Source organism: Nocardioides sp. NPDC047086, from assembly GCF_040643685.1.
Lineage (GTDB): Bacteria > Actinomycetota > Actinomycetes > Propionibacteriales > Nocardioidaceae > Nocardioides.
The window spans coordinates 86,996-112,231 of record NZ_JBEYUV010000002.1; the positions used below are offsets into that span (position 1 = coordinate 86,996).

A 25,236-nucleotide genomic window follows, 5' to 3' on the forward strand; every position below is an offset into this window, starting at 1 on the left:
CGATGCTCAAGACATCCCCCCAGGCGAGCCGCTCGCCGCAGGGCCCCTCGGCCCTGCGGCAGCGGCTCAGCCGCTGGGACGTGAAGTACGCGCCGTACCTCTTCGTCGCGCCGTTCTTCATCGTCTTCGCGGTGATCGGCCTCTATCCGCTGCTCTACACCGGCTACCTGTCCTTCTTCTCCTGGCCGCGCTTCGGCGGCGCTGTCGGTGACCCGGTCGGCTGGGCGAACTACGTCCACGTCATCACCGACCCGGTCTTCCACAAGGCCCTGGTCAACACGGTCGGGATCTTCCTGCTCTCCTCGGTGCCGCAGGTGGTCGTCGCGACGATCATCGCGGCGCTCCTCGACACCAACCTGCGCGGACGCTCCTGGTGGCGGATGTCGGTCCTCCTGCCGTACGTCGTCGCCCCCGCCGCGGCCGCGCTCATCTGGAGCGCGATCTTCGCCGACAGGTCCGGGCTCGCCAACCAGCTGCTCGGCGTGGTCGGTATCGACCCGATCGGCTGGCACACCGACCGCTTCGCCAGCTGGACGGCGATCGCGACGATGGTCAACTGGCGCTGGACCGGCTACAACACGCTGATCATCCTGGCGGCGATGCAGGCGGTCTCCCGCGACCTCTACGAGTCCGCCTCCCTCGACGGGGCCGGCAGCGCACGCCAGTTCTGGAACATCACGCTGCCTTCGATCCGCCCCACGATGATCTTCGTGATCGTCACCTCGACGATGGGCGGTCTGCAGATCTTCACCGAGCCGCGGCTCTTCGACACCAACCTGCAGCACCAGGGCGGAGCGAACTACCAGTTCCAGACCCTGACGATGTACGTCTTCAACACCGCCAACAGCGCGACCGACCCCTACCCCCGGGCGGCCGCCGCGGCCTGGCTGCTGTTCCTGCTCATCGTCGGGATCGCCCTGCTCAACTACGTGGTCACCCGCGCGATCCAGAACAGAGGTGCTGCCCGATGAGCGGCAAGGTGCACAGCATCAACAAGCCGGGCTTCCTGGTCTACGCGCTGCTCGCCGCGTTCGTCCTCGGCTCCGTCTTCCCCCTCTACTGGTCGTACGTCATGGGCACGGTCACCAAGGAGAGGACCCTCCAGTCGCCGCCCCCGCTGGTGCCCGGCGGTCACTTCATCGACAACGCCAAGCGGGTCCTCGACCAGATCGACTTCTGGTCGGCGCTGCTCAACTCGGTCGTCGTCTCGAGCATCGGCGCATTCTCGGTGGTGGCGTTCTCGACGCTGGCGGGCTACGCGTTCGCGAAGCTCCGCTTCAAGGGGTCCAACATGCTGATGGCGTTCATCGTCATGACGCTGGCGGTCCCGACCCAGCTCGCGCTGGTGCCGATGCTGAAGCAGTTCAGCAACCTCGGCCTCGACGGCACCCTGACCGCGGTCACCCTGCCGTGGCTGGTGACCGCCTTCGGGGTGTTCTTCATGCGTCAGTACCTCGTCGACGCGATCCCCGACGAGCTGATCGACGCGGCCCGCGTCGACGGCTGCTCTCAGATTCGCATCGTCTGGACCGTTGCCGTCCCGGCAGCACGTCCGGCGATGGCGATCTTGGCGCTGTTCACGTTCATGAGCGTCTGGACGGACTTCATGTGGCCCCTGCTGGTGCTGCAGAACTCCGACGTCCAGACCCTCCAGACCGCGCTCGACAAGCTCAAGATCGCACCCGGGCAGGGGCTGAGCGACCTCGCTCTGCTCCAGGCCGGGACCATCATGGCGACGATCCCGTTGCTGCTGTTGTTCATCGCCACCGGACGCCACCTGGTGTCCGGCATCATGCAAGGAGCCGTCAAAGGATGACCACCCCGACCTACCCGGGCCGCACGTTCCCCGACAACTTCCTCTGGGGCGCGGCCACCGCGTCCTACCAGATCGAGGGAGCCATCGACGAGGACGGACGTACGCCCAGCAACTGGGACACCTTCTCCAAGGTGCCGGGGGCGATCCTCAACGGCGACACCGGCGAGGTGGCCTGCGACCACTACCACCGGGTCCCCGAAGACGTCGCGCTGATGAAGCGCCTCAACCTGGCCTCGTACCGGTTCTCGACGGCGTGGCCCCGGATCCGTCCCGATGGTGGGAAGGTCAACCAGGCCGGGCTCGACTTCTACAGCCGGCTCGTGGACGAGCTGCTCGAGGCCGAGATCGCGCCGTGGGTCACGCTCTACCACTGGGACCTGCCGCAGGCGCTGGAGGACCAGGGTGGCTGGACCAGCCGGGACACCGCCTACCGGTTCGTGGAGTACGCCACGACCGTCTACGACGCACTCTCCGACCGCGTCGACCACTGGACGACGCTGAACGAGCCGTGGTGCTCGGCGTTCCTCGGCTACTCCGGCGGCCAGCACGCGCCGGGTCGCCAGGAGGGCGTGGCCGGCATCGTCGCGGCCCACCACCTCATGCTCGGGCACGGCCTCGTGGTCAACGAGCTGCGCAGCCGGGGCGCGACGCCGGAGAACGGCAAGTCGCTCGGCATCACCCTCAACCCGACGGTCGTCGACCCCTACGACGCCGACCGCCCCGAGGACGTCGACATGACCCGGCGGATCGACGGCCTGCACAACCGGGTGTTCTTCGAGCCCCTGTTCCGCGGCAAGTACGCCGACGACCTGGCCGCCGACACCGAGGGGCTCACCTTCCAGGGCCGGCCGTGGCAGGACCGGGTGCTCGAGGGCGACCTGGAGGTCATCTCCGCACCGCTCGACGTGCTCGGGATCAACTTCTACTTCGGCAACGCCATCGCGGCGGAGCCGTTCGAGATCGACCCCGACCAGGTGCTGGGCAGTCGGCTCGTGCACTCCGACCTGCCGCGGGGAAACCCCTACCCCGGCGCCGAGTTCGTCACCCCGCGCACCGGTCGCCCCACGACCGCCCGCGACTGGGAGATCGACCCGGTCTGGCTGACCCGGCTGCTGACCCGGCTCAGCGACGAGTACGGCGCCCCGCCCATCTACATCACCGAGAACGGCGCCTACTATGACGACGTGGTCGAGGACGGGGCAGTGCACGACACCGCCCGGCTCGACTACATCGACCAGCACCTGCGCGCCACCCTCGACGCGATCGAGCAGGGTGCGGACGTACAGGGCTACTTCGCCTGGTCCCTGCTCGACAACTTCGAGTGGAGCTACGGCTACGCGCACCGGTTCGGGATCGTGCACGTGGACTTCGAGACCCAGGTGCGTACGCCGAAGGACAGCGGCCTCTGGTTCGCCGATGTCGCAGCGAACAACCGGGTTCCGGCGCGCGCGTGAACATGCCCACCCTCGACGAGGTCGCCCGGCTGGCTGGTGTCAGCCGGGCGACCGCGTCGCGCGCGATCAACGGCGGCTCGCGCGTCTCGGCGAAGGCGGCCGAGGCCGTCGCCGAGGCGGTCCGCACCCTCGGCTACACCCCCAACCCGGCGGCGCGGTCGCTGGTGACCCGGCGCACCGACTCGGTCGCCATGGTCATCCCCGAGGCCGACGAGCGGGTCTTCGCCGACCCGTTCTTCGCACGTACGCTGCGCATCGTCACCCGGGCCCTCTCGGCCCGCGACCTGCAGGTGGTCCTCCTGATCGCGCGTCCGGGTGAGGAGGAGGAGCGGATGCTGCGCTACCTGCGCGGTGGCCACATCGACGGCGCCATCGTCGTCTCCTCCCACCGCAGCGACCTGCTCGCCGACCATGTCGCCGACCTCGGTCTGCCGGCGGCCTTCGTCGGCCGTCCGTGGACCGGCGCCCACCGGGTCTCCTACGCCGACACCGACAACTTCGCCGGCGCCCGCGAGGTCACCCAGGTGCTCATCGACCGCGGCTGCCGCCGGATCGGCACCATCACCGGCCCCGCCGACATGAGCGCCGGCGCCGACCGCGTGGCCGGCTGGCGGGCCGCCCTGGACGCTGCCGGCCTCGCCGCCGACGCGGTCGTCGAGGGCGACTTCACCGAGGACGGCGGCGAGGCCGCTTGCGAGATCCTGCTGGGCAGCCATCCAGACATCGACGGTCTCATGGTCGCCTCCGACCTGATGGCCGCGGGCGCGCTCCGCGCCCTCGACCGTGCCGGCCGCCGCGTCCCCGACGACGTCGCGGTCGTCGGCTACGACGACCTCGGCATCGCCGAGCGCACCACTCCCCCGCTCACCACGGTCAAGAACCCGATCGGCGACATGGCCGAGGAGGCCGCCCGGCTCCTCCTCGCCCAGCTCGACGGCACCACCACCATCCCGCGTCGGGTCGTCTTCGAGCCCGAGCTGGTGCGGCGTACGTCTGCCTGATCGGGTTCGGTCAGCCCTTGCCCACGATGCGGCCGCGTGCCTCCCCGAACCCGATCCGGGTGCCGTCGGCACCGGGCGCGGTGGCGAGGAGCACGATCTCGTCGCCATCCTCCAGGAACGTACGTGGGGCGCCGTTGACCTCGACCGGCTCGGCGCCGCCCCAGGTCAGCTCGATGAACGCGCCGCGCTGGTCCTTGCCCGGGCCGGAGATGGTCCCGGAGGCGAACAGGTCACCGGTCCGGCTGGGCGCACCGTTGACGGTCTGGTGGGCGAGCATCTGCGCGGGTGACCAGTACATGGCGGCGTACGGCGGCCGGGACACGACCTGCCCGTTCCAGACCACCTCGAGCTCGATGTCCAGCCCCCAGGGACTCTGCATCTGCAGGTAGGGAAGGACAGCGGGCTCCTGTGCGGGCGTCGGGACCTGGGCGGGCTCCAGCGCGAGAAGCGGGACGACCCAGGCCGAGACGGTCGACCCGAAGGACTTGCCGAGGTTCGGGCCGAGCGGGACGTACTCCCATGCCTGGATGTCGCGCGCGGACCAGTCGTTGAACAGCACCACGCCGAAGATGTGTCGCTCGGCGTCGCCGGCCGCGATGCTGGTGCCCATCGCGCTCCCGGTGCCGACGACGAAGCCCAGCTCGGCCTCGATGTCGAGCCGGACGGAGGGACCGAAGACCGGCACCTCGTCGTCGGGACCCTTCCGCTGACCCGAGGGGCGGACGATGTCTGTTCCCGAGACCACGATGGACGAGGACCTGCCGTGATATCCGACCGGCAGGTGCTTCCAGTTCGGCATCAGCGGCTCGGCGACCTGCGGGCGGAACAGTCGGCCGAGGTTGGCGGCGTGGTGCTCGGAGGCGTAGAAATCGACGTAGTCGGCGACCTCGAACGGGAGGTGGAGCGTGACGTCCCGCAGATCGTGCACGGCCTCGTCGGGCACCTCACCCTGGATCCTCTCGGTGATCGATGCGCGCACCTCGACCCACCGTTCATGGCCCTGCGCCATGAACGGGTTGAGGCTGCCGGCGGCGAAGACGTCGTCACCGAGCAGGAGAGCCAGGTCGACCACGTGCTCGCCCAGACGGACCCCGACCCGCGGGTCCTGGCCGGGGACGGAGTAGACCCCGTAGGGGAGGTTGGCCAGGCCGAAGAGCGAGCCTTCGGGGACGCTGATTCTGGTCACGCGAGATCCTTCATGTATCGGGGGTCGAGCAGGCCGAGATCGACCAGCTCGGTGATGGGCTCGTCGACGGAGCAGGTGCCGAAGGAGCAGAAGGCATCCCGCACCGAGGGATCGAGCACTCGGACCTGCTCGACGAGACGGCCTCCGTCCCGCTCGGCGAGCAGCTCTACGACCTCGGCCTCGTCGGCGCCGTTGCGCGCGCGAGCGGTCGCCACCAGGACGTTGAGGAAGCCGTGCTGCTCGAAACCCGTCGCGGGATCCGTGTTGCGCACCGCGTGGTGCAGGCCTGCGGTCGCCTTGAACGGCACATCGAGGGCGACCGCGGACCTGATCGCCGCGGCCAGTTCCGTCTCGTCGGGGTAGAGGTCCGCCCGGACGCCACCGGTGCGGAGCTTCGCCCGGTATCGGGTGCCCGCCAGCGCTGCGAGGACGTCGGCACGGCGAGCGTCCCGGGGCACCTCGACGTACGTGGTCAGGTCGGAATCGAGGTCCGCGGCGTCGAGCGCCGCCAGGGCCTCCGCGGCGGAGGTCCCGTCCGGAAGCGCCACCTCGAGTCCGACGAGGCGTACGGACCGGATCGCTCGTGCGACGGCGGTCGCCGGGACGAGCCCCGGCAGCGGAACGGTCAGGGTGAGGTTCACGGAGTGCCCCGGTCGATCTCCCAGGACGACCTCGAGCTCGCCGAGGTCCTTGGCGGCCAGGACGAGCGGCCCGACCAGGCAGGCATGGACCGACCGCAGGTGACGTACGTGTCCGGCGACGGCTTCCTCGATCGACGCGTTCCCCGGCGGGAAGACGGCAGCGTCATCGAGCAGCTCGGCCAGGATCCTCATCGGTTGCGCACCCAGGAGTAGGCGTACTGGCCGTCGTCGGTCGAGCGGCCCGCCTCGCCGAGCAGCAACGGGCGGAAGGTGTCGACCATGACGGCGAGCTCGTCGAAGAACTCCGCACCGATGCTGCGCTCGTACGCGCCCGGCTGCGGGCCGTGCGGATGACCACCCGGGTGCAGCGAGATCGAGCCCTGGCCGATGCCGGATCCCTTGCGGGCCTCGTAGTCGCCGCCGCAGTAGAACATCACCTCGTCGGAGTCGACGTTGGAGTGGTAGTAGGGCACGGGGATCGCGAGCGGGTGGTAGTCGACCTTGCGCGGCACGAAGTTGCAGATGACGAAGTTGTTGCCCTCGAAGACCTGGTGCACCGGCGGCGGCTGGTGGATCCTGCCGGTGATCGGCTCGAAGTCCCTGATGTTGAACACGTACGGGTAGAGGCACCCGTCCCAGCCGACGACGTCGAACGGGTGGTGGGGCAGCACATGGACGCTGCCGGCGATCCCGTCCGGCCCGCGGTGCTTGATGTAGACCTCGACGTCCTCGCCCTCGCCCTCGCCGATCCTCGGCCCCTCGGGCAGCCGAAGGTCGCGCTCGCAGTAGGGGGCGTGCTCGAGCAGCTGACCGTGCTTCGACAGGTAGTTCCGGGCCGGCCCGATGTGCGAACTGGCCTCGATCGCGTAGATGCGCAGCACACCGTCGGGAACGACCCGGTAGGTCGTCGCGCGCGGAATGATCACGTAGTCGCCGTCCGCCACCTCGAGGTCGCCGAAGACGGTCTCGACCCGTCCGGCGCCGTCCTCGACGTAGAGGCACTCGTCCCCGAGCGCGTTGCGGTAGTAGGGGCTCGTCGAGTCCGCGACGACGTACGCCAGCCGGACGTCATCGTTGCCGAGCAGCAGGCGGCGGCCGGTCACCGCGTCGATGCCGGTCGCACCCTCCGCGAAGAGCTTGTGCGTCGACAGGTGTCGCGGGATGAGCGGGTGGTTGGGCACGAGGGACTGGTCGTTCAGCTCCCAGGTGCGGTACTCGCGCACGGCCGAGGGGATGTTCCGGTGGTAGAGCAGCGAGGAGTCGGAGGAGAAGCCCTCCTCCCCCATCAGCTCCTCGAAGTAGAGGTTCCCGGCTTCGTCGCGGTGCTGCGTGTGCCGCTTGGGCGGAACGGCACCAGCGGAGTGGTAGTACGGCATGGGGGCTCTCCTTGTGCGTTCAACGCACAATTATGTGCGCTCTAAGCGCAAACGTAAGACGATGCCGCACGGCACGTCAAGAGCGAGCCGGCTCAGTGCGAGCTGAGCTGTGCCAGCCGCCGAGCGATGGCACCCACCAGCGGACCGACCTCGTTCGGGTCGAGCTCGTCCATGGTGACGATGCCGACCGACGCCCGCAGCGGCCCGGGAGCCTCGAACCCGACAGCGATGCCGACCGCGCCGCGCTGCAGCTCGCCCGCGGTGTGGCTGTAGCCGAGCTCACGCGCCTCCCGGACCGCCGGCGAGTCCCCCGGGGACGGCTCAGCGAGCGCCAGGATCGCGATCCCGCTCGCCCCCTTGTCCAGCGGGTAGCGGAGGCCGATCCGGTAGCCGACCCGCACCGGCCCCTGGCCCACCTTCGGGTCGGCCTCGAGCACCGGGACGCACTCGTCCTCGCCGTGGGCGACCGTCAGGAACGCCGGGGCCCCGACCCTGTCGGCGAGATCCTGCAGGGAAGGCTCGGCCGCCTGGATCAGCTGGGACGAGAAGCGGCCCGCCAGCGCGATCACGCCGGCGCCGAGACGCAGCCGCTTGCCACGCCCCTGCGTGACGAGGGCGCGCGCCTCCAGCGTGGCGACGATGCGATATGCGATCGCGCGGTCGACGCCGAGATGAGCGGCGACGTCGGCCACCGTCACGCCGGCCGGGTTCTGGGAGACGAAGTCCAGCGCCGCCAACGCGCGATCCAAGCCCTGAAGCGTGGCCATGATCATCCTCTCGATCGGGTCGTCGACGGGGCGCCGCAGCCCCCGACGCACACTAGAGCACACCCCCGCACACAACGATCGCCACCGACGTGCACAGCGTCCGCCCGCATATCGGAGTGCGGACTCCTCCCGGGCCATACGTCCCTCACCCTGTTAGCGTCGTGTGGCGATGCCACATCGCAATTCGACTGGCAGCGTGCCCCGCCAGAAGTCGGCTTCCCGAGTCGACTTCCGCTCACCGGACCTCGAGGACGGTCAGCATCTGTGGCGGATGGCACGGGAATCTCGGGTACTCGACGTCAACACCTCGTACGCCTACCTGCTGTGGGCGCGCGACTTCGCGGCGACATCGATCGTCGCGACCGTCGATGACGATCCAGGAGGATTCGTCATCGGCTACCGCCGGCCGGACGAGCCGGAGACCCTGATGATCTGGCAGGTCGCCGTCGACGAGCGGCACCGCGGCCAGGGTCTGGCCCGCCGCATGCTGGACGAGCTCGTCGACAGACTCTCCGGCGACCCGGCAGTACGCCGCCTGGAGACGACGATCACCGCGGACAACAGCGCCTCCATCGCGCTGTTCACCTCGTTCGCGAACGCACGCAGCGCCCCGATCGAGCGTACGCCGCTCTTCGAGGCCGAGATGTTCCCCGACGGGCACGACCCGGAGCTGCTGTTCCGCATCGGCCCGTTCTCGACCGCACGACCCGAGCCCACACGCTCGGGATCGACGACACACGGAGGTGTCATGTCCATGACAACGACCACCGAACCCGCTACCGCGATCTTCGACTCCCTCGAGTCGCAGGTCCGCAGCTACTGCCGCAGCTGGCCGGCCGTGATGACCCACTCCCAGGGCTCCACCCTCACCAGCGAGGACGGGAGGGAGTTCCTCGACTTCTTCGCCGGGGCCGGCGCGCTCAACTACGGGCACAACAACCCCGCGCTGCTCGACCCGCTGCTCGACTATCTGCGCGAGGGCCGCATCGTGCACTCGCTGGACATGCACACCAGCGCCAAGCGGGACTTCCTGCAGGCCTTCTCGGACCTGATCCTCGAGCCGCGCAACCTCGACTACAAGGTGATGTTCCCGGGCCCGACCGGGACCAACTCCGTCGAGGCCGCGCTCAAGCTGGCCCGCAAGGCGACCGGACGCCAGCACGTGCTGTCCTTCACCAACGCGTTCCACGGGATGACCCTCGGCTCGCTGGCCGTGACCGGCAACTCGATGAAGCGCAAGGGCGCGGGCATCCCGCTGACCAACAGCTCGAAGATCCCGTACGACGACTACTTCAACGGTGCCGTCGACGACTTCATGTGGCTGGAGCGGGTGCTCCAGGACAGCGGCTCCGGCGTGGACAAGCCGGCCGCGATCATCGTGGAGTCCGTCCAGGGCGAGGGCGGTCTCAACGCCGCCCGGCTGGAGTGGCTCAAGGCGCTCTCGGACCTGTGCCGCGAGTACGACATCATCCTGATCGTCGACGACGTGCAGGCCGGCTGCGGCCGGACCGGCACCTTCTTCAGCTTCGAGGAGGCCGGGTTCACCCCCGACATCGTCTGCCTGTCGAAGTCGATCTCCGGCTTCGGCCTGCCGATGGCGCTGACCCTGATCCGGCCCGAGCTGGACCAGTTCGAGCCCGGCGAGCACAACGGCACCTTCCGCGGCCACAACCTCGCTTTCGTCACCGCCCGGGTCGCCTTGGAGACGTACTGGGCCGACGACTCCTTCCAGAAGGAGGTCCAGGCGCGGGCCGACGAGCTGCGCAGGGGGCTGAAGAAAGTCGCCGATCGGCACGACGGTGCGACCGTCCGCGGTCGCGGACTCCTGACCGGCATCGCCTTCCCGGACGCCAGCGCGGCCGGGAAGATCGCGGCGGCGGCGTACGAGCGCGGCCTGCTGGTCGAGACCTCCGGGCCCGAGGACGAGGTGCTCAAGACGATGCCACCGCTGACCGTCACCTCCGAGGAGCTCGCCCGCGGTCTCGCCGTCCTCGAGGAGGCCACCGCATCCGTCCTCGGTGACGGCACCCCGGTCTGACCACCCCGACACCCGAAACGGAGAGAACATGCGCGTCACCTATCTGGAAGACCTCGACGACACGGACCGAGACGTACGCGTCGAGTCCGAGCACGGGACCTGGCGCAGCCGCCGGATCGTCCTGGCCCGCGAGGGGGTCGGCTTCTCCTTCCACGAGACCAACATCCCCGCCGGCACGACGAACGAGTTCTGGTACGCCAACCACATCGAGTGCGTCTACTGCGTCGCCGGCGAGGGCGAGCTCCTCGACCGCGAGACCGGAGAGACGTACGAGATCCGCGACGGGATGTGCTACCTGCTCGACAAGCACGACAAGCACACCGTCACCGCCACGACCGACCTGCGTCTGATCTGCACCTTCAACCCGCCCGTCACGGGCCGCGAGGTGCACGACGACGACGGCGTCTACCCGCTCCTCACCGAGCCCGACGCCAGCAACCCGACCGAGGAGGTACCTGCATGACCGCTGCAATCGAACACGTCGAGGACGTGTACCCCACCCGTCTCGAAGAGGGCTTCAGCACGCTCCCCCGCCAGGACGAGGTCGTCTGGGGCACCGCGGCCGACGGGCCGATGGACCAGCAGGCGCTCGACTCCTACGACGAGCGCGGCTACCTGACCGTCCCCGACCTGATCACGCCCGAGGAGGTCGCGGAGCTGCGTGCCGAGCTGCACCGGCTCAGCAACGACCCGGCCACCCGGGCCGACGAGCGCACCATCATCGAACCCGCCTCGCAGGAGGTTCGCTCGATCTTCGAGGTGCACCGGACCAGCGACCTCATCGCCCGACTGGCGGCCGACCCCCGCGTGGCCGGCCGGGCCAGGCAGGTCCTGGGCTCGGACGTCTACATCCACCAGAGCCGGATCAACTTCAAACCCGGCTTCGGCGGCGGTGACTTCTACTGGCACTCCGACTTCGAGACCTGGCACGCCGAGGACGGCCTGCCCCGGATGCGGACCGCCAGCATCTCCATCTCGCTGACCGACAACCACTCCTTCAACGGGCCGCTGATGATCATGCCCGGCACGCACCGGACGTACGTCTCGTGCGGCGGCGCCACTCCTGAGGACAACTACAAGTCCTCGCTGGTGATGCAGGGTGCGGGCACCCCCGACCAGGAGACGGTCGCGAAGATGGCGGACGCCTACGGGATCGACGTCCTGGCCGGCGCTGCCGGCAGTGCGGTCATGTTCGACTGCAACTGCATGCACGGCTCCAACGGCAACATCACGCCGTACCCGCGCTCGAACGTCTTCCTGGTGTTCAACAGCGTGGAGAACACCGCGGTCGAGCCGTTCTCGGCCTCGAGCCCACGGCCCACGTTCATCGGGGCGCGCGACTTCACCCCGGTGGGCTGACCGCCCCCGGCGCCCGAGCTGGTGCGGCGTACGTCTGCCTGGTCTTTGCCTACCCCTAGGCTGAGCCCATGACACGCATCCGCGCCTTCTCGGGCGCCATGACCGGCGCGACCCTGCTGGCGCTGCCGCTCGCGCTGACGGCCTGCGGCTCGAGCGAGGACTACGTGCAGGAGAAGACCGTCGAGCGGATCGCGACCGAGCAGCTCACCAACGCCATCGGTGTCACCCCCGAGGGCCTCGACTGCCCCGGCGACCTCGAGGGCAAGATCGGCACGGAGATGACCTGCGTGCTCACCTCCGAGGGCGAGAAGTACGACGCGATCATCACCGTCGACGACGTCGACGGTGGCCGGGTCCACTTCAAGATCGACGTGCCGCCCAACGCCGCGGAGTAGTCCCCTAGAGTCCCTGGACCAGATAGCCTGTTGAATCGTGTCCCCTCATGCGAGGCCCTTCTTCGACCATGTCGCGCGCGTGTGCGACGGAACTCCCTACAAGGCGACCGAGACCGCGCGCGGCTTCGACGTGGAGCTCGACCTGGCCGACGAGCGCTGGCACGCCACCCTGGTGGCCGCCAAGCTGCACTGGGTCTTCACCTACCACGTCTCGATGCCGACCCGCTCCTCGTACGCGATCATCGAGGACACCCGCAGCCTCGTCTGGTTCGGCGACGTGCCCCACACGCAGAAGACCGGCGTACGCCGCATCGAGGCCGATGACGAGCAGACCGACCAGGGCGTGTGGACCGTGCACGACCCGGAGGCGGTCCCCGACACGGACCAGTACCGTTTCGACGCCGAGGAGGGGCGCACGCTGATCACCAGCGTCGCCCGGCTCTACGCACTTCAGCAGCGCGGAGCGCGGCACGAGGGTGCGGGCTTCTCCGTCGCGGTCGGGCTGGTCGTAACGCTCTCGGTGATCGCGACCGTCATCGGCGTGGCGGTGATTCTCAACCTGCTCGGAACATTCGGCGCGCCGTCGTGATCATGTCGTAAAGACATCTGTGTGATGCTGGCCCGCATGGATCCGATCCGCGAGGCGAAACGGCAGTGGATCGCGCACGGCTGGGCCGACGCCGCCGACGGGATGGCGCTGGTGACCTCGCTCGTGCGCGTACACCAGCTCGTCATGGAGCGCGTCGACGCCGCGCTGCGACCCCACGACCTCTCCTTCGCCCGCTACGAGGTGCTCCGCCTCCTCTCCTTCACCCAGGACGGCCAACTCCCGATGGCCAAGCTCGGCTCCCGACTCCAGGTCCACCCGGCCTCGGTGACCAGCGCCGTCGCTCGCCTGGAGAAGCAGGGCTTCGTACGCCGCAGCCGCACCGCCGACGACGGCCGCGTGGTCCTCGCCGCCATCACCGACGCCGGCAGGGATGCGGTCGAGGCGGCCACGGTCTCGCTCAACACCGAGGTCTTCGAGAAGCCCGGGATCGAGGGCGTGCACGACCTGACGGCGCTGCTCACGCAGGTCCGCGCGGCCTCCGGGGACACCGTCGGCTGAGACTTCACCGTCGCGTACTGGCGCGTAGGTGATGGACGACCTATCCTAGAAATACTTAGACGTCCAACTATTCCCTGGGAGCACCCGCCGATGTCTGACCTCCACATCCCCCAGCACCATGTGCGGATCGTGACCGCGAGCAGCCTGTTCGACGGTCACGACGCCGCGATCAACATCATGCGCCGGATCTTCCAGGCCCAGGGGTGCGAGGTGATCCACCTCGGCCACAACCGCTCGGTGACCGAGATCGCCGACGCGGCCCTGCAGGAGGACGCCCACTGCGTCGCGGTCTCGTCCTACCAGGGCGGGCACGTGGAGTTCTTCGAGTATCTGGTCCGCGCGCTCAAGGAGCGTGGCGCCGGGCACGTCAAGGTCGTCGGCGGGGGTGGCGGGGTCATCGTTCCTTACGAGATCGAGCGGCTGGCCAATTCCGGCGTCAAGATCTTCTCCCCCGAGGACGGCCAGCGGCTGGGGCTGCCGGGGATGATCAACTCGGTCGTACGCGACATCGACCGCGACCTGTGGCCCACCTTCGACTTCGCTGCCGAAGACGTGCTCGGCGGTTGCCCTCTCTCCTTCACGCGGTCCATCACCGCGGCCGAGCAGGGGCGGCTGCCGGCCGAGATCGCGGACCCGCTGCGTGAGGCCGAGCGGGCGGTCGTCCTGGGCATCACCGGCACCGGCGGCTCCGGCAAGTCCTCGCTCACCGACGAGCTGGTCCGGCGGTTGCGCACCGACCAGGAGGACAAGATCCGGATCGGCATCCTCGCCATCGACCCGTCTCGGCGCCGCGGCGGCGGCGCGCTGCTGGGCGACCGGATCCGGATGAACTCGCTCGCGCCCATCACCGACGGCGGCCCCTCCTCGACGTTCTACCGCTCCCTCGCCACCCGCGGCGGCCACGAGGTGCCCGAGCACTTCGAAGACATCCTGTCGGTGATGAAATCCGCCGTCGACCTCGTGATCGTCGAGACCCCCGGCATCGGCCAGGGCGACACCGGGATCAGCGACTTCGTCGATGTCTCGCTCTACGTCATGACTCCTGAGTTCGGCGCCGCGAGCCAGCTGGAGAAGATCGACATGCTCGACTTCGCCGACGTGGTGGCGATCAACAAGTTCGAGCGCCGCGGAGCCGAGGACGCGCTGCGCGACGTGTCCCGCCAGCTCGTCCGCAACCGCGAGGCGTTCACCTCCTCGCCCGACGACATGCCGGTCTTCGGCACCTCGGCCGCCGCCTTCGACGACGACGGCGTCACCGCGCTCTACCAGCATCTGCGCGGACTCCTCGCCGAGGCGGGGCTGGCGGTCGGTGAGGGTGTCCTCCCGCGCGTCGAGACCCGCCACTCCACGGGGCTGCACCCGATCATCCCCGAGAAGCGGGTCCGCTACCTGGCCGAGATCGCCAGCGACGTACGTGACTACCACGCGCGCACCGTGGAGCTCGTCGCCGCGGCGCGGAAGGAGCAGGCCTACGAGATCGTGGCCGCGGACCACCCCGAGCTCGAGTCCCCCGCCGACGAGATCCCCGATGACCTGCGGAAACAGCTCTCCTCGTGGGAGGAGACCAAGGAGACGTACGCTGCCGACGAGAGTGGCCGCACGTCGCTGGCGGGCAACTACATCCCCCGGGTGGCGACGCCTCGCTACACCGACCGCGGCGAGCTGACCCGGTTCCTGCGCAACGAGAACCTGCCCGGGTTCTTCCCGTTCACCGCGGGCGTCTTCCCCTACAAGCGGGCCAACGAGGACCCGGCGCGGATGTTCGCCGGCGAGGGCGACCCGTTCCGCACCAACCGCCGCTTCAAGCTGCTCTCCGAGGGCCAGCCGGCGACCCGGCTCTCGACCGCGTTCGACTCGGTCACGCTCTACGGCCGCGATCCCGACGTACGCCCCGACATCTACGGCAAGGTCGGCACCTCCGGTGTCTCGGTGGCCACGCTGGACGACATGAAGGCCCTCTACGACGGCTTCGACCTGCTGGCCCCGACGACCTCGGTGTCGATGACCATCAACGGGCCGGCGCCGACGATCCTGGCCTTCTTCCTCAACACCGTCATCGACCAGGCGCGCGAGCGCGGCGTCGACCCGGTCAAGGCGCTGCAGACGGTGCGCGGCACGGTGCAGGCCGACATCCTCAAGGAGGACCAGGGCCAGAACACCTGCCTGTTCTCCACGGAGTTCAGCCTGCGCTGCATGGCCGACATCCAGGAGTGGTTCATCGAGAACGGGGTGCGCAACTTCTACTCGGTGAGCATCTCCGGCTACCACATCGCCGAGGCCGGGGCGAACCCGATCTCCCAGCTCGCCTTCACCCTCGCCAACGGCTTCACCTACGTGGAGTCCTACCTGGCGCGCGGCATGGACATCGACGACTTCGCGCCCAACCTGTCCTTCTTCTTCTCCAACGGGATGGACCCGGAGTACTCCGTCATCGGCCGCGTCGCCCGCCGGATCTGGGCGATCGCGATGCGGGACCGCTACGGCGCCTCGGAGCGCGCCCAGAAGCTGAAGTACCACATCCAGACGAGCGGCCGGTCCCTGCACGCGCAGGAGATGGACTTCAACGACATCCGCACGACGCTGCAGGCGCTGATCGCGATCTACGACAACGCCCAGTCGCTGCACACCAACGCCTTCGACGAGGCCGTGACCACCCCGTCCGAGGAGTCGGTGCGGCGCGCGCTGGCGATCCAGCTGATCATCAACCGCGAGTGGGGCCTGGCGTTCAACGAGAACCCGCTCCAGGGCTCCTTCATCATCGACGAGCTCACCGACCTCGTCGAGGAGGCCGTGCTGAAGGAGTTCGACCGCATCTCCGAGCGCGGCGGTGTGCTCGGCGCGATGGAGACCGGCTACCAGCGCGGCAAGATCCAGGACGAGTCGATGCTCTACGAGCACCGCAAGCACGACGGCACCCTGCCGATCGTCGGGGTCAACACCTTCGTACGCGACACCAACGGCGAGCCGGCCGGCCCCGTCGAGCTCGCCCGTGCGACCGAGACCGAGAAGAAGTCCCAGCTCGACCGCGTCCACGCCTTCCAGGCCGCCCACGCGACCGAGGCGGAAGCCGCGATCGTACGCCTCAAGCAGGCCGCCACCTCCGACGAGAACGTCTTCGCGGCGCTCATGGACGCGGCTCGGGTCTGCTCGCTCGGGCAGGTCACCGAGGCGTTCTTCGAGGTCGGGGGGCAGTACCGGCGCAACGTGTGAGGCGTTCCCGCTGGTCGAGCCGGGCGGAGCGCCAGCGGAGCCGGCGGCTCGACCAGCGGAGGAGAGATATGGACGACCTAGGCACTCGATACGACGGGCCGCGGCCAGCGACACGGGTGGTCTCGCTGGTCCCGTCGCTGACCGAGGCGCTCGCCTCGGTCGCGGCGGACCAGGTCGTCGGCGCCACGGACTGGTGCACGCACCCGGTGGGCCTGGACGTGCCGCGGGTACGCGGCACCAAGAACCCCGATCTGGCCGCGATCGCGGCGCTGGCGCCGGACGTCGTGGTGGCCAACAAGGAGGAGAACCGGGAGCTGGACGTACGCCGGTTGCGGGATCGGGGCGTCCAGGTCTGGGTCACGGACATCGAGACGGTCCCCCAAGCGGTCGCGTCCATGGAGAGCCTCCTCGACGGCATCGGCTGGGACCGCCCGGACTGGCTCGTGGAGGCCCGCCGGCTGTGGTGCGGGCCGCTCCCTCGGGTCAGCCGCCGGGTCGCGGTGCCGATCTGGCGCGACCCGTGGATGGTGGTCGGCTCACGGACGTTCACCGGAGACCTGCTGCGGCGGCTGGGCTGGGAGAACGTCTTCGGCGAGCACGCGGACCGCTATCCGCACGTCGACCTGGCCAAGATCGACGGGGCCGGGGCCGATGTCGTGCTGCTGCCGGACGAGCCGTACGTCTTCACCACCGAGGACGGCCCGGAGGCCTTCGCGCGGACGCCGACCGAGCTGGTCAGCGGCCGGCTGATCACCTGGTACGGGCCGAGTCTCCTCGAAGCGCATCGGTGGGCAGCCGGCTGATCGCCGGCAGCTGAGCCAGGCCGTTGACGACGACCGAGAAGACCAGCAGGGCGAGCGCCCATTCGGGCCGGCCGGCTTCCCAGAGCGCCAGCGAGGCGAGCCCGAAGACGATCACCTTGGCGACCGGCCGGACGACGGGACCACCGCGAGGCGCCTTCGGCGAGGCGAAGGCCCACCAGACGAACATCGCCACCAGGGGCAGCAGCCAGACCAGCAGCCAGCGCGGATCGTGCTGCCAGCCCCATACGCCGAAGGCAGCCATCGCCAGCAGCTCGTCGAGGAACACCAGAGTCAGCACGGACCATCCGAACACCTTCATCGTCGGCCTCAGCCCGCCGTGAGAACGGCCAGGTCACGCGCGGCATAGCGGTGGTGCTCGGCCTCCTCCGCGAGCACGACCTTCAGACAGCGGCGCACGGTGTAGTCGGCCTCGGGGTCGTTGCCGATCGGCTTGCGGGTGCAGAGCCGGTCGAGGTCCGCATCAGTGACCGTCGCGACGTAGGCCCGCATGGTGTCCATCCGGGCGAGGCGGGGCTCGAGGATCTCGTCGAGGGACGGGTCGGCGTCGACGGTGAGTCCCTGAACTCCGTCAGGATCGCCGCCGGGGCCGAAGCCGAGCGGATGGTAGGGCTCATCCTCCTCGAGGACGGGGTTGCCGAGCCACTTGTCGCTGGCGTAGAGCAGGTGCCGCAAGGTCTCGACGAACGACCACTCGTCGTCGACCCGCCGGCGGTGCAGCTCCTCGGGCATCTCCCGCACCCGGGACACAGTCGCGGCCCAGGTCTCCTCGATCGCCGTCCACGCCGCCCGGATCTCGTCGGCGGTCCGCGCCTCGCGGGCCAGGACCCGGTTGGGCTCGACCCGATCGAGCTCGGCCTGGACGTACGCCGTCACGTCGACGTCGTTGACCACGATCCGCCCGATGGCCCCGGCGAGATAGACCTCGGGGCCCCAGCAGTCGACGATTTTCACCCGCTCCTCGAACCAGCAGTCCCGGATCTCCAGGCCGCTGAGATCGCTCTGCCGGATCAGCGCGTCGCGGAACCGGTCCGACTCGATGTGCTCGATCCCGTCGACCTGCTCCTCAACCATGGGGCGAGTCTCTGCCCTGTCGAGCAGCAGGTCAACGGGATTCGGGCAGCGCTCAGCAGTGGGCGTCCTCCAACCTGATGCCCTTGGTCTCCCGCATGAGGAACACGGCGATGCCGGTGCACACGCAGAGGATCATGATGTAGCCGCTCGACATCCAGCCGATCTCGAGGTTGTTGAACAGCTGGTTGAGGTAGGGCGCGGTCCCGCCGAAGACGGCGACGGAGACCGAGTAGGCGAAGCCGATCCCCTGTGTGCGGATCCGAGTGGGGAACGCCTCGGACATGATCGAGGACAGGATCGACCCGGGCGCGGCGATCACGACGATGGCGATGCCCGACGCGACGAGCAGCGTCCATCCGGCAGACCCGATCAGCGCGGTGAGCGGAAGCTGCAGCACGGTCATGACGACCGCGAAGCCGATCATGACCGGCCGACGCCCGATCCGGTCAGAGAGCCTGCCCCAGAACGGCAGCGCTGCCAGCCCGAAGAGCTGCGCGCCGACGGTCACCCAGTAGGCGGTGTTGGGAGCCATGCCCTGCCCGATGGCATAGGTCGAGACGTACGACGTCCAGGTGTAGTGCGCGGCGGTGATACCGGACGTCATGGCGACGACGAGGAGGATCGCCCGGACGACCCGACCGCGGGGCAACGGCGCCACCTCAGCGTCCGCCTTCTCACTGGACTCGAAGACATCGCTCTCGTCCATCGTGCGCCGCAGCCACAGCGCCGCGAGCGCGAGCAGCGCACCGAGCAGGAAGGGGATCCGCCAGCCCCACGCGGCGACGGCGCTCTCGGAGAGAACGGTGGTGACGACACCGCCGACGGTGTAGGCCACGACCGAGCCGCCGAAGATCGCGGCGAAGACGATGCTGCCCCACAGACCGCGTCGCTCGGACGGCGCGATCTCTGCGATATAGGTGTTCGCCGTCGCCGACTCACCACCATGGGCAAACCCCTGCGCGACGCGAGCGAGCAGCAGGATCGCGGAGGCGCCGACCCCGATCGAGGAGTACGTCGGCATCAGCCCGATGACCAGGCTGCCCGTCGCCATGGTGAGCATGGTCGTGACCAGGACGAACTTGCGGCCCTTGCGGTCCGCGATCCGGCCGAACACGATGCCGCCGAGCGGCCGCATCAGGAAGCCGACCGCGAACACGGCGAACGTCGAGAGCAGGGCCGAGACCGGGTCGGCGTTGTTGAACATGGCAGCGGCGATGAACGGTGCGAACACGGCGTACGCGCTCCACTCGTACCACTCCATGACGTTGCCGACGCTGCTGGCGAGCATGGACTTGCGCTTGGACCGGAGCGTGCCGCTCGTCGCCTGGGCCGGCGTCGTGCCGGCGGTCTGGTGGGTCACCGTTCTCTCCTCGGGATGGGGTTGGGGGCGGCGCTGCGAACAGCGCGGAACGTCATCGGCTGGCCAGGTCTGCGTACGCCTGGGCCCGCTCAAGCAGCAACGGCACGCCGGACCCGAGACCGGCGGCGTAGTCGTCGCCGGGGCGTTCGCCGGCGAGCCAACGGGTGTACATGGCCTCGCAGAAGATGGCGGCCTTCCACAAGGCGAGCGCCTGGTACCAGGGCAGCGGGGTCAGGTCGAGGCCGGTGCCTGCGGCGTACCGCTCGGCGAGCTCGGCCGAGGCGACGTAGCCGCGGCCGGCGGTCACCGGCGTCAGGTGGAGCGGCGTGGCCGCAACGCCCGGTTCCGACCACGAGGCGGTAAGATAGCCGAGGTCAGCGAGGGGGTCGCCCAGCGTCGCCATCTCCCAGTCCAGGACGGCCAGCACCCGAGCGGGCGCGTTCCGGTGCAGCATGAGGTTGCCGAGCCGGTAGTCACCGTGGACGAGCGCGGTGCCCTGAGTGCGCGGCACCCTGGACCCCAGCCAGCCCGCGAGGGCGCCGACCTCGGGGAGACTGCGCCGGGAGTTGACCTCCCACAGACCGGCGAAGCGGCGTACCTGGCGCTCGAGGTAGCCCTCGGGGCGGCCGAGTCTCGCCAGCTCGCCGCCGGCGACGTCGATGGCGTGCAGCTGGAGGAGGGTGTCGACCAGCGCGCGGCAGGTGGCGACCTGCTCGACCGAGGCGTTCAGCGCGTCGGGCACGCGGTCGGTGAGCACCTCACCGTCCAGCGCCTCCATGAGGTAGAACGGCACACCGAGCACGGACTCGTCCTCGCAGACCGCGAGGATCTCCGGCACCGGAACACCCTCGGGGCGGAGCAGCTGCTGGATCCGCGCCTCGCGGACCATGTCGTGCGCCGAGCGCGGGAGCGGCGGCCGCGGCCCGCGCCGAAGGACCATCTCGATGCCCCCACGGCGGAGCAGGTACGTCACGTTCGACTGCCCGTCGCCGATCCGCTGCCACTCGACCGGTCCCTCACCGAGGTGGTGCGTGTCCAGGAACGCGGCCACGGAGTCGAGGACCAGCAGCGGCGGGTGCGGCAGCGACACGGCGTCCTCGTGGCGCTGCACGACCTCGACGCCGTCGGGTTCGGCGCACGTCGCGATGACGGCGCTCACGCCGGCTCCTCGGCATGCACGGTCGCTTCGCCACGGAAGGGTTCCCCGGCCGCGACCTCCTTGCGCCGGTGCCCGGAGGCACGACGGGAGATCGCCCACTTGTGGGTCTCGTTGGTGCCGTCGTAGATGCGGAAGGGGCGGACCTCGTTGAGGTACTGCGCGAGCGGCAGCCCGTCGGAAACCCCGTCGCCGCCGGTCAGCTGCACGGCACGGTCGATGACCCGGTAGATCGCCTCGGAACAGTGCACCTTGGCGATCGAGGACAGCGCGGACCCTGCCCGCGGATCGCTCTCCAGCAGGCCGGCGGTCTTGGTGATGATCGCGTCGGACGTCTCGAGGTCGATGACCGACTCGGCGATCAGGTTCTGGGAGATCCCGAGCTCGTTGAGCCGCGACCCGAAGACCTCGCGCGTCTCCGCCCGGTCGAGGGCGATGTCGAGCGAGCGCCGGGCGAGTCCCAGCCAGCGCATGCAGTGCGTGAGCCGCGCGGGCCCGAGCCGCACCTGGGCGTGACGGAAGCCCTCCCCGACCTCGCCGAGCACTGCGTCGTCGCCGACCTCGCAGTCCTCGAGGTAGACGTGCGGGTGTCCCCCGTCGATGTAGCGGTCGACCGTGTGGATGGGCTCCCCGACACGGATGCCCGGGTTGTCCATGTCGACCAGCAGCATGGTCGCGCCACCGTCCTCGTTGCGAGCCATGACGATGCAGAACGCGGCACCGATCGCACCGGAGATGAATCGCTTGTGGCCGTTGATCACCCAGCGGTCGCCGCGGCGAACCACGGTGGTCTGCAGCGCAGCCGGGTCGGACCCGGCGCCCGGGTGCGGCTCGGTCATGCCGAAGCACGACCGCACCTCGCCGGCGGCCAACGGAGCGAGGTAGCGCCGCTTCTGCTCCTCGGTCGCGATCAGCTCCAGCATGTGCACGTTGCCCTCGTCGGGTGCCATACAGTTCAGGACGCTGGGGCCGATCGGCGAGTAGCCGGCCTCCTGGAAGATCGGCGACCAGTGCCGCAGCGGCACACCCTGGCCCCCGAACTCGACCGGGACGTGCGGCGCGAACACCGCGGCCTCGCGGGCCGCGGCCATCAGCTCGTCACGGACGTCTTGCGGCATCCGCTCGCCCGGCGCCGGCTCGCGCGGGATCACGATCTCGCGGATGAAGGCGCGGGTGCGTACGCGCAGGTCCTCCACCTCGGCGGGCAGAGCTGCGGCGTCGTTCATGGGGTTCCTCCCTGGTCACGCAGGACATTGCGACGGATCTTCCCGGTCTGGGTCTTGGGCAGCTCGTCGATGACGACAACCCGGCGGGGCGCCTTGTACGCCGCCAGACGCTCGCGGGCGAACGCGATCAACTCCTCGGGCGTCACCTGCGCGCCCGCCACCAGCGAGACGTAGGCGACCACGCTCTCGCCGCGGTACTCGTCAGGCTCACCCACGACCGCTGCCTCGCGGACCGAGTCGTGCTCGTAGAGCGCGTCCTCGACCTCGCGCGGCCAGACCTTGTAGCCGGAGACGTTGATCTGGTCCTTGAGCCGGTCGACCAGATAGACCCAGCCGTCCTCGTCGATGATGGCGACGTCGCCGGTGCGCAGCCGGCCCTGCGGCATCGCATGCTCGGTGGCCTCCGGCCGGCGCCAGTAGCCGGGCACCACCTGTGGGCCGGCCAGCTCGAGCTCACCCTGCTCTCCGGGCGCCAGCGGGTTCCCGTCGGCGTCGACCACCCGGGCCTCCATCCCCGGCAGCGGCACACCGATGGACAGGGTGCCGCTCGGCCCGTGCACAGGAGCGCGCGCTCCGGGCGGCACGGCGATCACGGCCGAGGAGGTCTCGGTCATGCCGTACCCGTTGTGGATGTAGTGCCCGAAGCGCTCCTCGAATCGCTCCACCGTGGCCGGCGGGATGGGCGCTCCCCCGGAGTAGAGCCGCTTGGCGGTCGCGAAGTGCTCGGCGCTCGCCTGCGGCAGCGCCGCGATGGCGTTGTACGCCGTGATCGACCCGATCGTGGAGGTGACGCCCTGCTCGGCGAATGTCTCGAGGGCGACCTCGGGGTGGAAGCGGCCGGCCAGCGCCAACGTCGCGTCCGAGAGCAGCGCGACGGCGGCGTTCACGACCGCGCCCGTGATGTGGAACAGCGGCGCCATCCCGAACACGACATCCCCGGGCTCGATGCCGGTCCAGCGGGCGTACGTCGAGGTGACGGCGAGCAGGTTGCCGTGCGTGTTCATCGCGCCCTTGGGTGGACCGGTCGTCCCGGAGGTGTACGTCAGCAGCGCGATGTCGTCGCGGGTCAGGTCGATCGCGGCGGGCCGTAGGCCACGGCACTCCTCGACCAGTGCGACCAGATCACCGTCGGGGGCAGCTGGAGCGCGTCCGACGGAGGGCAGGACTCTGGGGTCGTTACGGGTCTGATAGTCCGCCGGCGAGGTGCTCACCGTCCAGCTCACGCTGCTGCCCGCCAGCGTCGCGAGCGTCTCGGCGACGTCCTCGCCGGCACAGACGAACCCTGTCGCCTCGGCGTCATCGACCAGTCGGCGCAGCTCCTGGCGCCGGTACATCGGGTTCAGGACCAGCGCCGTCGCACCGAGCTTCCACAGAGCGAGCAGCACGACGGCGTACTGCGGGATGTTCTGCAGGTAGACACCCACCCGGTCACCGCGCCCGGTCCCGAGACCCGCGAAGGCCACGGCCAGCGCGTCGGACTCCTCCTCCATCTCGGCCGCGGTGAGGCGACCGTCGAAGTAGGTGAGCGCCACTCCGTTCGGGCGGCCAGCAACGCGCTCACGCCAGGCCGCGACCAACGACTCGGACCTCGACTCGGGGCGGGCTTTCTCGGTCTGCACGGATCTCTCCTTCCCGACCGATCGATCGCTCGGTCGGGTGCTACTGTGGTGTGCGTCACGCACGGTGTCAAGAGGGATATGGTTCGCAATCGGGAAAGGGGAACGCAGATGAGCCTGAGCGGGACCGTGAACGAGACCAGCGAGGCTGGCAGCGACTGGCGGGATTTCTCCCACCCACCGCTGCCGCCGATCCTGGACGCCGCGCTGATGACGTTCATCGAGCACGGCTACCACGGCACGACCATTCGCCAGCTCGCCGCCGCAGCAGGACTCTCCGTACCCGGCCTCTACCACCACTACGCGTCGAAGCAGGCGCTTCTCGTGGCCATCTGCGAGACCGCGATGGCGGACCTGTGGGAGCGGAGTCGATCCGCGCTCGCCCAAGCAGGAGACGATGTCGTACGCCGCCTGGACCTGCTGACCGAGTGCCTGGTCCTCTTCCACGCCCACCGTCCCGAGCTCGCGTTCATCGCGGCCAACGAGCTCCGCAGCCTGCAGGCCGACGCCCGCGAGACGCACATCGCCGCCCGCGACCGCCAGCAGCGTCTGATGGACGACGTCGTCGTCACCGGAACCGAGCAGGGCGTGTTCAGCACCCCGTATCCCCGCGACGTGAGCCGCGCGGTCGTTACGATGTGCACGGGCGTCGCCCAGTGGTATCGGCCCCGTGGCGAGCTCTCGCCCGCCGACCTCGCCACCAGGTACGTCATCATGACGCGGATGACCGTCGGTGCCCCGATGGACGTCGCGGCGAGGTGAGACGAGCCGCGACTATGCTGCTGCGGCGTGACTGAGAATCTGCGCATCGAGCGGCGCCCCGGTGTCGTCCACGTGACCTTCGAGCGGCCCGAACGGCACAATGCGTTCACCCAGGCGATGTACGCCGGGCTGCACGATCTCTGCGATGAGCTGGCCTCGGACACGTCGGTGAAGGTCTTGGTCCTGCAAGGGGCCGGCGGCCGCGCCTTCGCTGCCGGCAACGAGATCTCCGACTTCCTGAAGCAGGACGCCGTGGCGTACGAGGATTGGATTCGAGAGCTTCTCGGCAAGCTGTACGCACTGCCGCAGGTCACCATCGCCGCCGTCGACGGCGTCTGCGTCGGTGGCGGCCTCGCTGTTGCCACGCACTGCGACCTGCGTGTCGCGACGCCGCACTCGCGCTTCGGCTACCCCATCGCCAAGACGCTCGGCAACGCGCTCGCGGCACCGATCGTCTACCGGTGCGCAGCGGTTTTCGGAGAGCCGCTCACCCGGGAGATGCTCCTCGGGGCCCGCCTCGTGGGAGCCGAGCGCGCCTACTCCGTCGGCGCGATCACTGCCGTCACCGAGACCCTCGAGCAGGAGGTCAACGCGCTCGTCGACTCCGTGCTCGGGCTCTCCTCGGTCACTCTCGCGGCCACCAAGTCGCAGCTGGCGGACTACTCCACACGCGTCGAGGCCGCTCCTGACGGCGACGAAGATCTTCTCCGGGAGGTCTACACGGGTGAGGACTTCAAAGAGGGCGTCCGTGCCTTCCTCGCCAAGGAGAAACCCGCCTTCCGCTGACCCGCCGACCGAGCGCGACCCGGCAGCGCCCGGTGACCGATTGCTCGGAGCACCGGGCGCTGCCCGTCACCTGCCGGGGCAGGA

Annotated in this window: 24 protein-coding genes; 14 read left to right on the forward strand and 10 right to left on the reverse strand. The window is 69.5% G+C overall.

Going from position 1 to position 25,236, the window contains the following annotated elements; translation table 11 throughout:
* Positions 1-2 precede the first annotated feature (2 nt).
* Genes ABZ796_RS02290 through ABZ796_RS02305 form a run of 4 tightly spaced genes read left to right on the forward strand, consistent with a single transcriptional unit; the run spans position 3 to position 4,271 of the window.
* Positions 3-971: a sugar ABC transporter permease gene (locus ABZ796_RS02290; RefSeq protein WP_357334288.1), complete on the forward strand. Its 969-nt coding sequence runs from the start codon at positions 3-5 to the stop codon at positions 969-971.
* The gene (locus ABZ796_RS02295) at positions 968-1,816 is read left to right on the forward strand and encodes a carbohydrate ABC transporter permease (protein ID WP_357334289.1); all 849 of its coding nucleotides are present in this window, start codon (positions 968-970) and stop codon (positions 1,814-1,816) included. Before ABZ796_RS02290 ends, ABZ796_RS02295 begins: the two co-directional genes overlap by 4 nt.
* Positions 1,813-3,270 carry a family 1 glycosylhydrolase gene (locus ABZ796_RS02300; RefSeq protein WP_357334291.1) on the forward strand — a complete coding sequence of 486 codons (1,458 nt, stop codon included), beginning with the start codon at positions 1,813-1,815 and terminating at the stop codon, positions 3,268-3,270. The genes ABZ796_RS02295 and ABZ796_RS02300 overlap by 4 nt, the downstream gene beginning before the upstream one ends.
* A 2-nt stretch (positions 3,271-3,272) precedes the next feature.
* On the forward strand, positions 3,273-4,271 hold the full coding sequence (locus ABZ796_RS02305) for a LacI family DNA-binding transcriptional regulator (protein ID WP_357334583.1): 999 nt from the start codon (positions 3,273-3,275) through the stop codon (positions 4,269-4,271).
* A gap of 10 nt (positions 4,272-4,281) precedes the next feature.
* On the opposite strand, the gene fahA is transcribed toward ABZ796_RS02305, so the two are convergent.
* The 4 genes from fahA to ABZ796_RS02325 all read right to left on the reverse strand — a co-directional run bounded on the left by fahA (position 4,282) and on the right by ABZ796_RS02325 (position 8,241).
* Positions 4,282-5,457, reverse strand: a complete 1,176-nt coding sequence (fahA, locus tag ABZ796_RS02310) for a fumarylacetoacetase (protein ID WP_357334293.1) — start codon at positions 5,455-5,457, stop codon at positions 4,282-4,284.
* Positions 5,454-6,290: a hypothetical protein gene (locus ABZ796_RS02315; protein WP_357334295.1), complete on the reverse strand. Its 837-nt coding sequence runs from the start codon at positions 6,288-6,290 to the stop codon at positions 5,454-5,456. The genes fahA and ABZ796_RS02315 overlap by 4 nt, the downstream gene beginning before the upstream one ends.
* A complete protein-coding gene (locus ABZ796_RS02320) occupies positions 6,287-7,474 on the reverse strand; it encodes a homogentisate 1,2-dioxygenase (protein WP_357334297.1) in 1,188 nt (395 codons plus the stop codon). The genes ABZ796_RS02315 and ABZ796_RS02320 overlap by 4 nt, the downstream gene beginning before the upstream one ends.
* Positions 7,475-7,566: 92 nt before the next feature.
* Positions 7,567-8,241: a helix-turn-helix domain-containing protein gene (locus tag ABZ796_RS02325; RefSeq protein ID WP_357334299.1), complete on the reverse strand. Its 675-nt coding sequence runs from the start codon at positions 8,239-8,241 to the stop codon at positions 7,567-7,569.
* A 169-nt stretch (positions 8,242-8,410) separates the two neighbouring features.
* Here ABZ796_RS02325 and ectB point away from each other — a divergent pair, with 169 nt between their 5' ends.
* The 8 genes from ectB to ABZ796_RS02365 all read left to right on the forward strand — a co-directional run bounded on the left by ectB (position 8,411) and on the right by ABZ796_RS02365 (position 17,154).
* Complete coding sequence (gene ectB, locus ABZ796_RS02330; protein ID WP_357334301.1) at positions 8,411-10,279, forward strand: diaminobutyrate--2-oxoglutarate transaminase; 1,869 nt, start codon at positions 8,411-8,413, stop codon at positions 10,277-10,279.
* Positions 10,280-10,307: 28 nt separating this feature from the next.
* Positions 10,308-10,742 carry an ectoine synthase gene (locus tag ABZ796_RS02335; RefSeq protein WP_357334303.1) on the forward strand — a complete coding sequence of 145 codons (435 nt, stop codon included), beginning with the start codon at positions 10,308-10,310 and terminating at the stop codon, positions 10,740-10,742.
* Positions 10,739-11,638 carry an ectoine hydroxylase gene (gene thpD / locus ABZ796_RS02340; protein WP_357334305.1) on the forward strand — a complete coding sequence of 300 codons (900 nt, stop codon included), beginning with the start codon at positions 10,739-10,741 and terminating at the stop codon, positions 11,636-11,638. Before ABZ796_RS02335 ends, thpD begins: the two co-directional genes overlap by 4 nt.
* A 68-nt stretch (positions 11,639-11,706) precedes the next feature.
* Positions 11,707-12,033 (forward strand): DUF4333 domain-containing protein, encoded by a 327-nt coding sequence (locus ABZ796_RS02345; RefSeq protein ID WP_357334307.1) that lies wholly within the window; start codon positions 11,707-11,709, stop codon positions 12,031-12,033.
* A gap of 37 nt (positions 12,034-12,070) precedes the next feature.
* Positions 12,071-12,622: a hypothetical protein gene (locus ABZ796_RS02350; protein WP_357334309.1), complete on the forward strand. Its 552-nt coding sequence runs from the start codon at positions 12,071-12,073 to the stop codon at positions 12,620-12,622.
* 36 nt (positions 12,623-12,658) lie between these two features.
* Positions 12,659-13,141 carry a MarR family transcriptional regulator gene (locus ABZ796_RS02355; protein ID WP_357334310.1) on the forward strand — a complete coding sequence of 161 codons (483 nt, stop codon included), beginning with the start codon at positions 12,659-12,661 and terminating at the stop codon, positions 13,139-13,141.
* A gap of 90 nt (positions 13,142-13,231) precedes the next feature.
* Entirely contained in the window at positions 13,232-16,351 is a 3,120-nt protein-coding gene (gene icmF, locus ABZ796_RS02360; RefSeq protein WP_357334312.1) for a fused isobutyryl-CoA mutase/GTPase IcmF, read from the forward strand.
* A 68-nt stretch (positions 16,352-16,419) separates the two neighbouring features.
* Positions 16,420-17,154: a helical backbone metal receptor gene (locus tag ABZ796_RS02365; protein WP_357334314.1), complete on the forward strand. Its 735-nt coding sequence runs from the start codon at positions 16,420-16,422 to the stop codon at positions 17,152-17,154.
* On the opposite strand, the gene ABZ796_RS02370 is transcribed toward ABZ796_RS02365, so the two are convergent.
* From ABZ796_RS02370 to ABZ796_RS02395, 6 genes are read right to left on the reverse strand one after another with little or no spacing between them, the layout of a single operon-like run.
* Positions 17,102-17,452 carry a YrdB family protein gene (locus ABZ796_RS02370; protein ID WP_357334316.1) on the reverse strand — a complete coding sequence of 117 codons (351 nt, stop codon included), beginning with the start codon at positions 17,450-17,452 and terminating at the stop codon, positions 17,102-17,104. The two genes, ABZ796_RS02365 and ABZ796_RS02370, sit on opposite strands and share 53 nt — an antisense overlap.
* A 29-nt stretch (positions 17,453-17,481) precedes the next feature.
* Entirely contained in the window at positions 17,482-18,246 is a 765-nt protein-coding gene (locus ABZ796_RS02375; RefSeq protein WP_357334317.1) for a DinB family protein, read from the reverse strand.
* Positions 18,247-18,298: 52 nt separating this feature from the next.
* Positions 18,299-19,606 (reverse strand): MFS transporter, encoded by a 1,308-nt coding sequence (locus ABZ796_RS02380; protein WP_357334319.1) that lies wholly within the window; start codon positions 19,604-19,606, stop codon positions 18,299-18,301.
* 52 nt (positions 19,607-19,658) lie between these two features.
* Complete coding sequence (locus tag ABZ796_RS02385) at positions 19,659-20,765, reverse strand: phosphotransferase family protein (RefSeq protein ID WP_357334321.1); 1,107 nt, start codon at positions 20,763-20,765, stop codon at positions 19,659-19,661.
* On the reverse strand, positions 20,762-21,988 hold the full coding sequence (locus ABZ796_RS02390; protein ID WP_357334323.1) for an acyl-CoA dehydrogenase family protein: 1,227 nt from the start codon (positions 21,986-21,988) through the stop codon (positions 20,762-20,764). Before ABZ796_RS02390 ends, ABZ796_RS02385 begins: the two co-directional genes overlap by 4 nt.
* The gene (locus ABZ796_RS02395) at positions 21,985-23,607 is read right to left on the reverse strand and encodes an AMP-binding protein (protein WP_357334324.1); all 1,623 of its coding nucleotides are present in this window, start codon (positions 23,605-23,607) and stop codon (positions 21,985-21,987) included. Before ABZ796_RS02395 ends, ABZ796_RS02390 begins: the two co-directional genes overlap by 4 nt.
* 108 nt (positions 23,608-23,715) lie before the next feature.
* On the opposite strand from ABZ796_RS02395, the gene ABZ796_RS02400 reads away from it, so the two are divergent.
* Positions 23,716-24,366, forward strand: coding sequence for a TetR/AcrR family transcriptional regulator (locus tag ABZ796_RS02400; RefSeq protein WP_357334326.1), 651 nt, complete (start codon positions 23,716-23,718; stop codon positions 24,364-24,366).
* Positions 24,367-24,393: 27 nt separating this feature from the next.
* Positions 24,394-25,152: an enoyl-CoA hydratase-related protein gene (locus tag ABZ796_RS02405; protein WP_357334328.1), complete on the forward strand. Its 759-nt coding sequence runs from the start codon at positions 24,394-24,396 to the stop codon at positions 25,150-25,152.
* Positions 25,153-25,236: the final 84 nt, after the last annotated feature.

Bases quoted from the DNA above. Each gene is read 5' to 3' on its own strand.
- ABZ796_RS02315 (WP_357334295.1), bottom strand. From the start codon at position 6,290: ATGAGGATCCTGGCCGAGCTGCTCGATGACGCTGCCGTCTTCCCGCCG.
- ABZ796_RS02305 (WP_357334583.1), top strand. From the start codon at position 3,273: ATGCCCACCCTCGACGAGGTCGCCCGGCTGGCTGGTGTCAGCCGGGCG.
- ABZ796_RS02375 (WP_357334317.1), bottom strand. From the start codon at position 18,246: ATGGTTGAGGAGCAGGTCGACGGGATCGAGCACATCGAGTCGGACCGG.
- ABZ796_RS02320 (WP_357334297.1), bottom strand. From the start codon at position 7,474: ATGCCGTACTACCACTCCGCTGGTGCCGTTCCGCCCAAGCGGCACACG.
- ABZ796_RS02325 (WP_357334299.1), bottom strand. From the start codon at position 8,241: ATGGCCACGCTTCAGGGCTTGGATCGCGCGTTGGCGGCGCTGGACTTC.
- ABZ796_RS02300 (WP_357334291.1), top strand. From the start codon at position 1,813: ATGACCACCCCGACCTACCCGGGCCGCACGTTCCCCGACAACTTCCTC.
- thpD (WP_357334305.1), top strand. From the start codon at position 10,739: ATGACCGCTGCAATCGAACACGTCGAGGACGTGTACCCCACCCGTCTC.
- ABZ796_RS02390 (WP_357334323.1), bottom strand. From the start codon at position 21,988: ATGAACGACGCCGCAGCTCTGCCCGCCGAGGTGGAGGACCTGCGCGTA.
- ABZ796_RS02355 (WP_357334310.1), top strand. From the start codon at position 12,659: ATGGATCCGATCCGCGAGGCGAAACGGCAGTGGATCGCGCACGGCTGG.
- ABZ796_RS02345 (WP_357334307.1), top strand. From the start codon at position 11,707: ATGACACGCATCCGCGCCTTCTCGGGCGCCATGACCGGCGCGACCCTG.
- ABZ796_RS02295 (WP_357334289.1), top strand. From the start codon at position 968: ATGAGCGGCAAGGTGCACAGCATCAACAAGCCGGGCTTCCTGGTCTAC.
- ectB (WP_357334301.1), top strand. From the start codon at position 8,411: ATGCCACATCGCAATTCGACTGGCAGCGTGCCCCGCCAGAAGTCGGCT.
- ABZ796_RS02400 (WP_357334326.1), top strand. From the start codon at position 23,716: ATGAGCCTGAGCGGGACCGTGAACGAGACCAGCGAGGCTGGCAGCGAC.
- ABZ796_RS02335 (WP_357334303.1), top strand. From the start codon at position 10,308: ATGCGCGTCACCTATCTGGAAGACCTCGACGACACGGACCGAGACGTA.
- ABZ796_RS02365 (WP_357334314.1), top strand. From the start codon at position 16,420: ATGGACGACCTAGGCACTCGATACGACGGGCCGCGGCCAGCGACACGG.
- icmF (WP_357334312.1), top strand. From the start codon at position 13,232: ATGTCTGACCTCCACATCCCCCAGCACCATGTGCGGATCGTGACCGCG.
- ABZ796_RS02290 (WP_357334288.1), top strand. From the start codon at position 3: ATGCTCAAGACATCCCCCCAGGCGAGCCGCTCGCCGCAGGGCCCCTCG.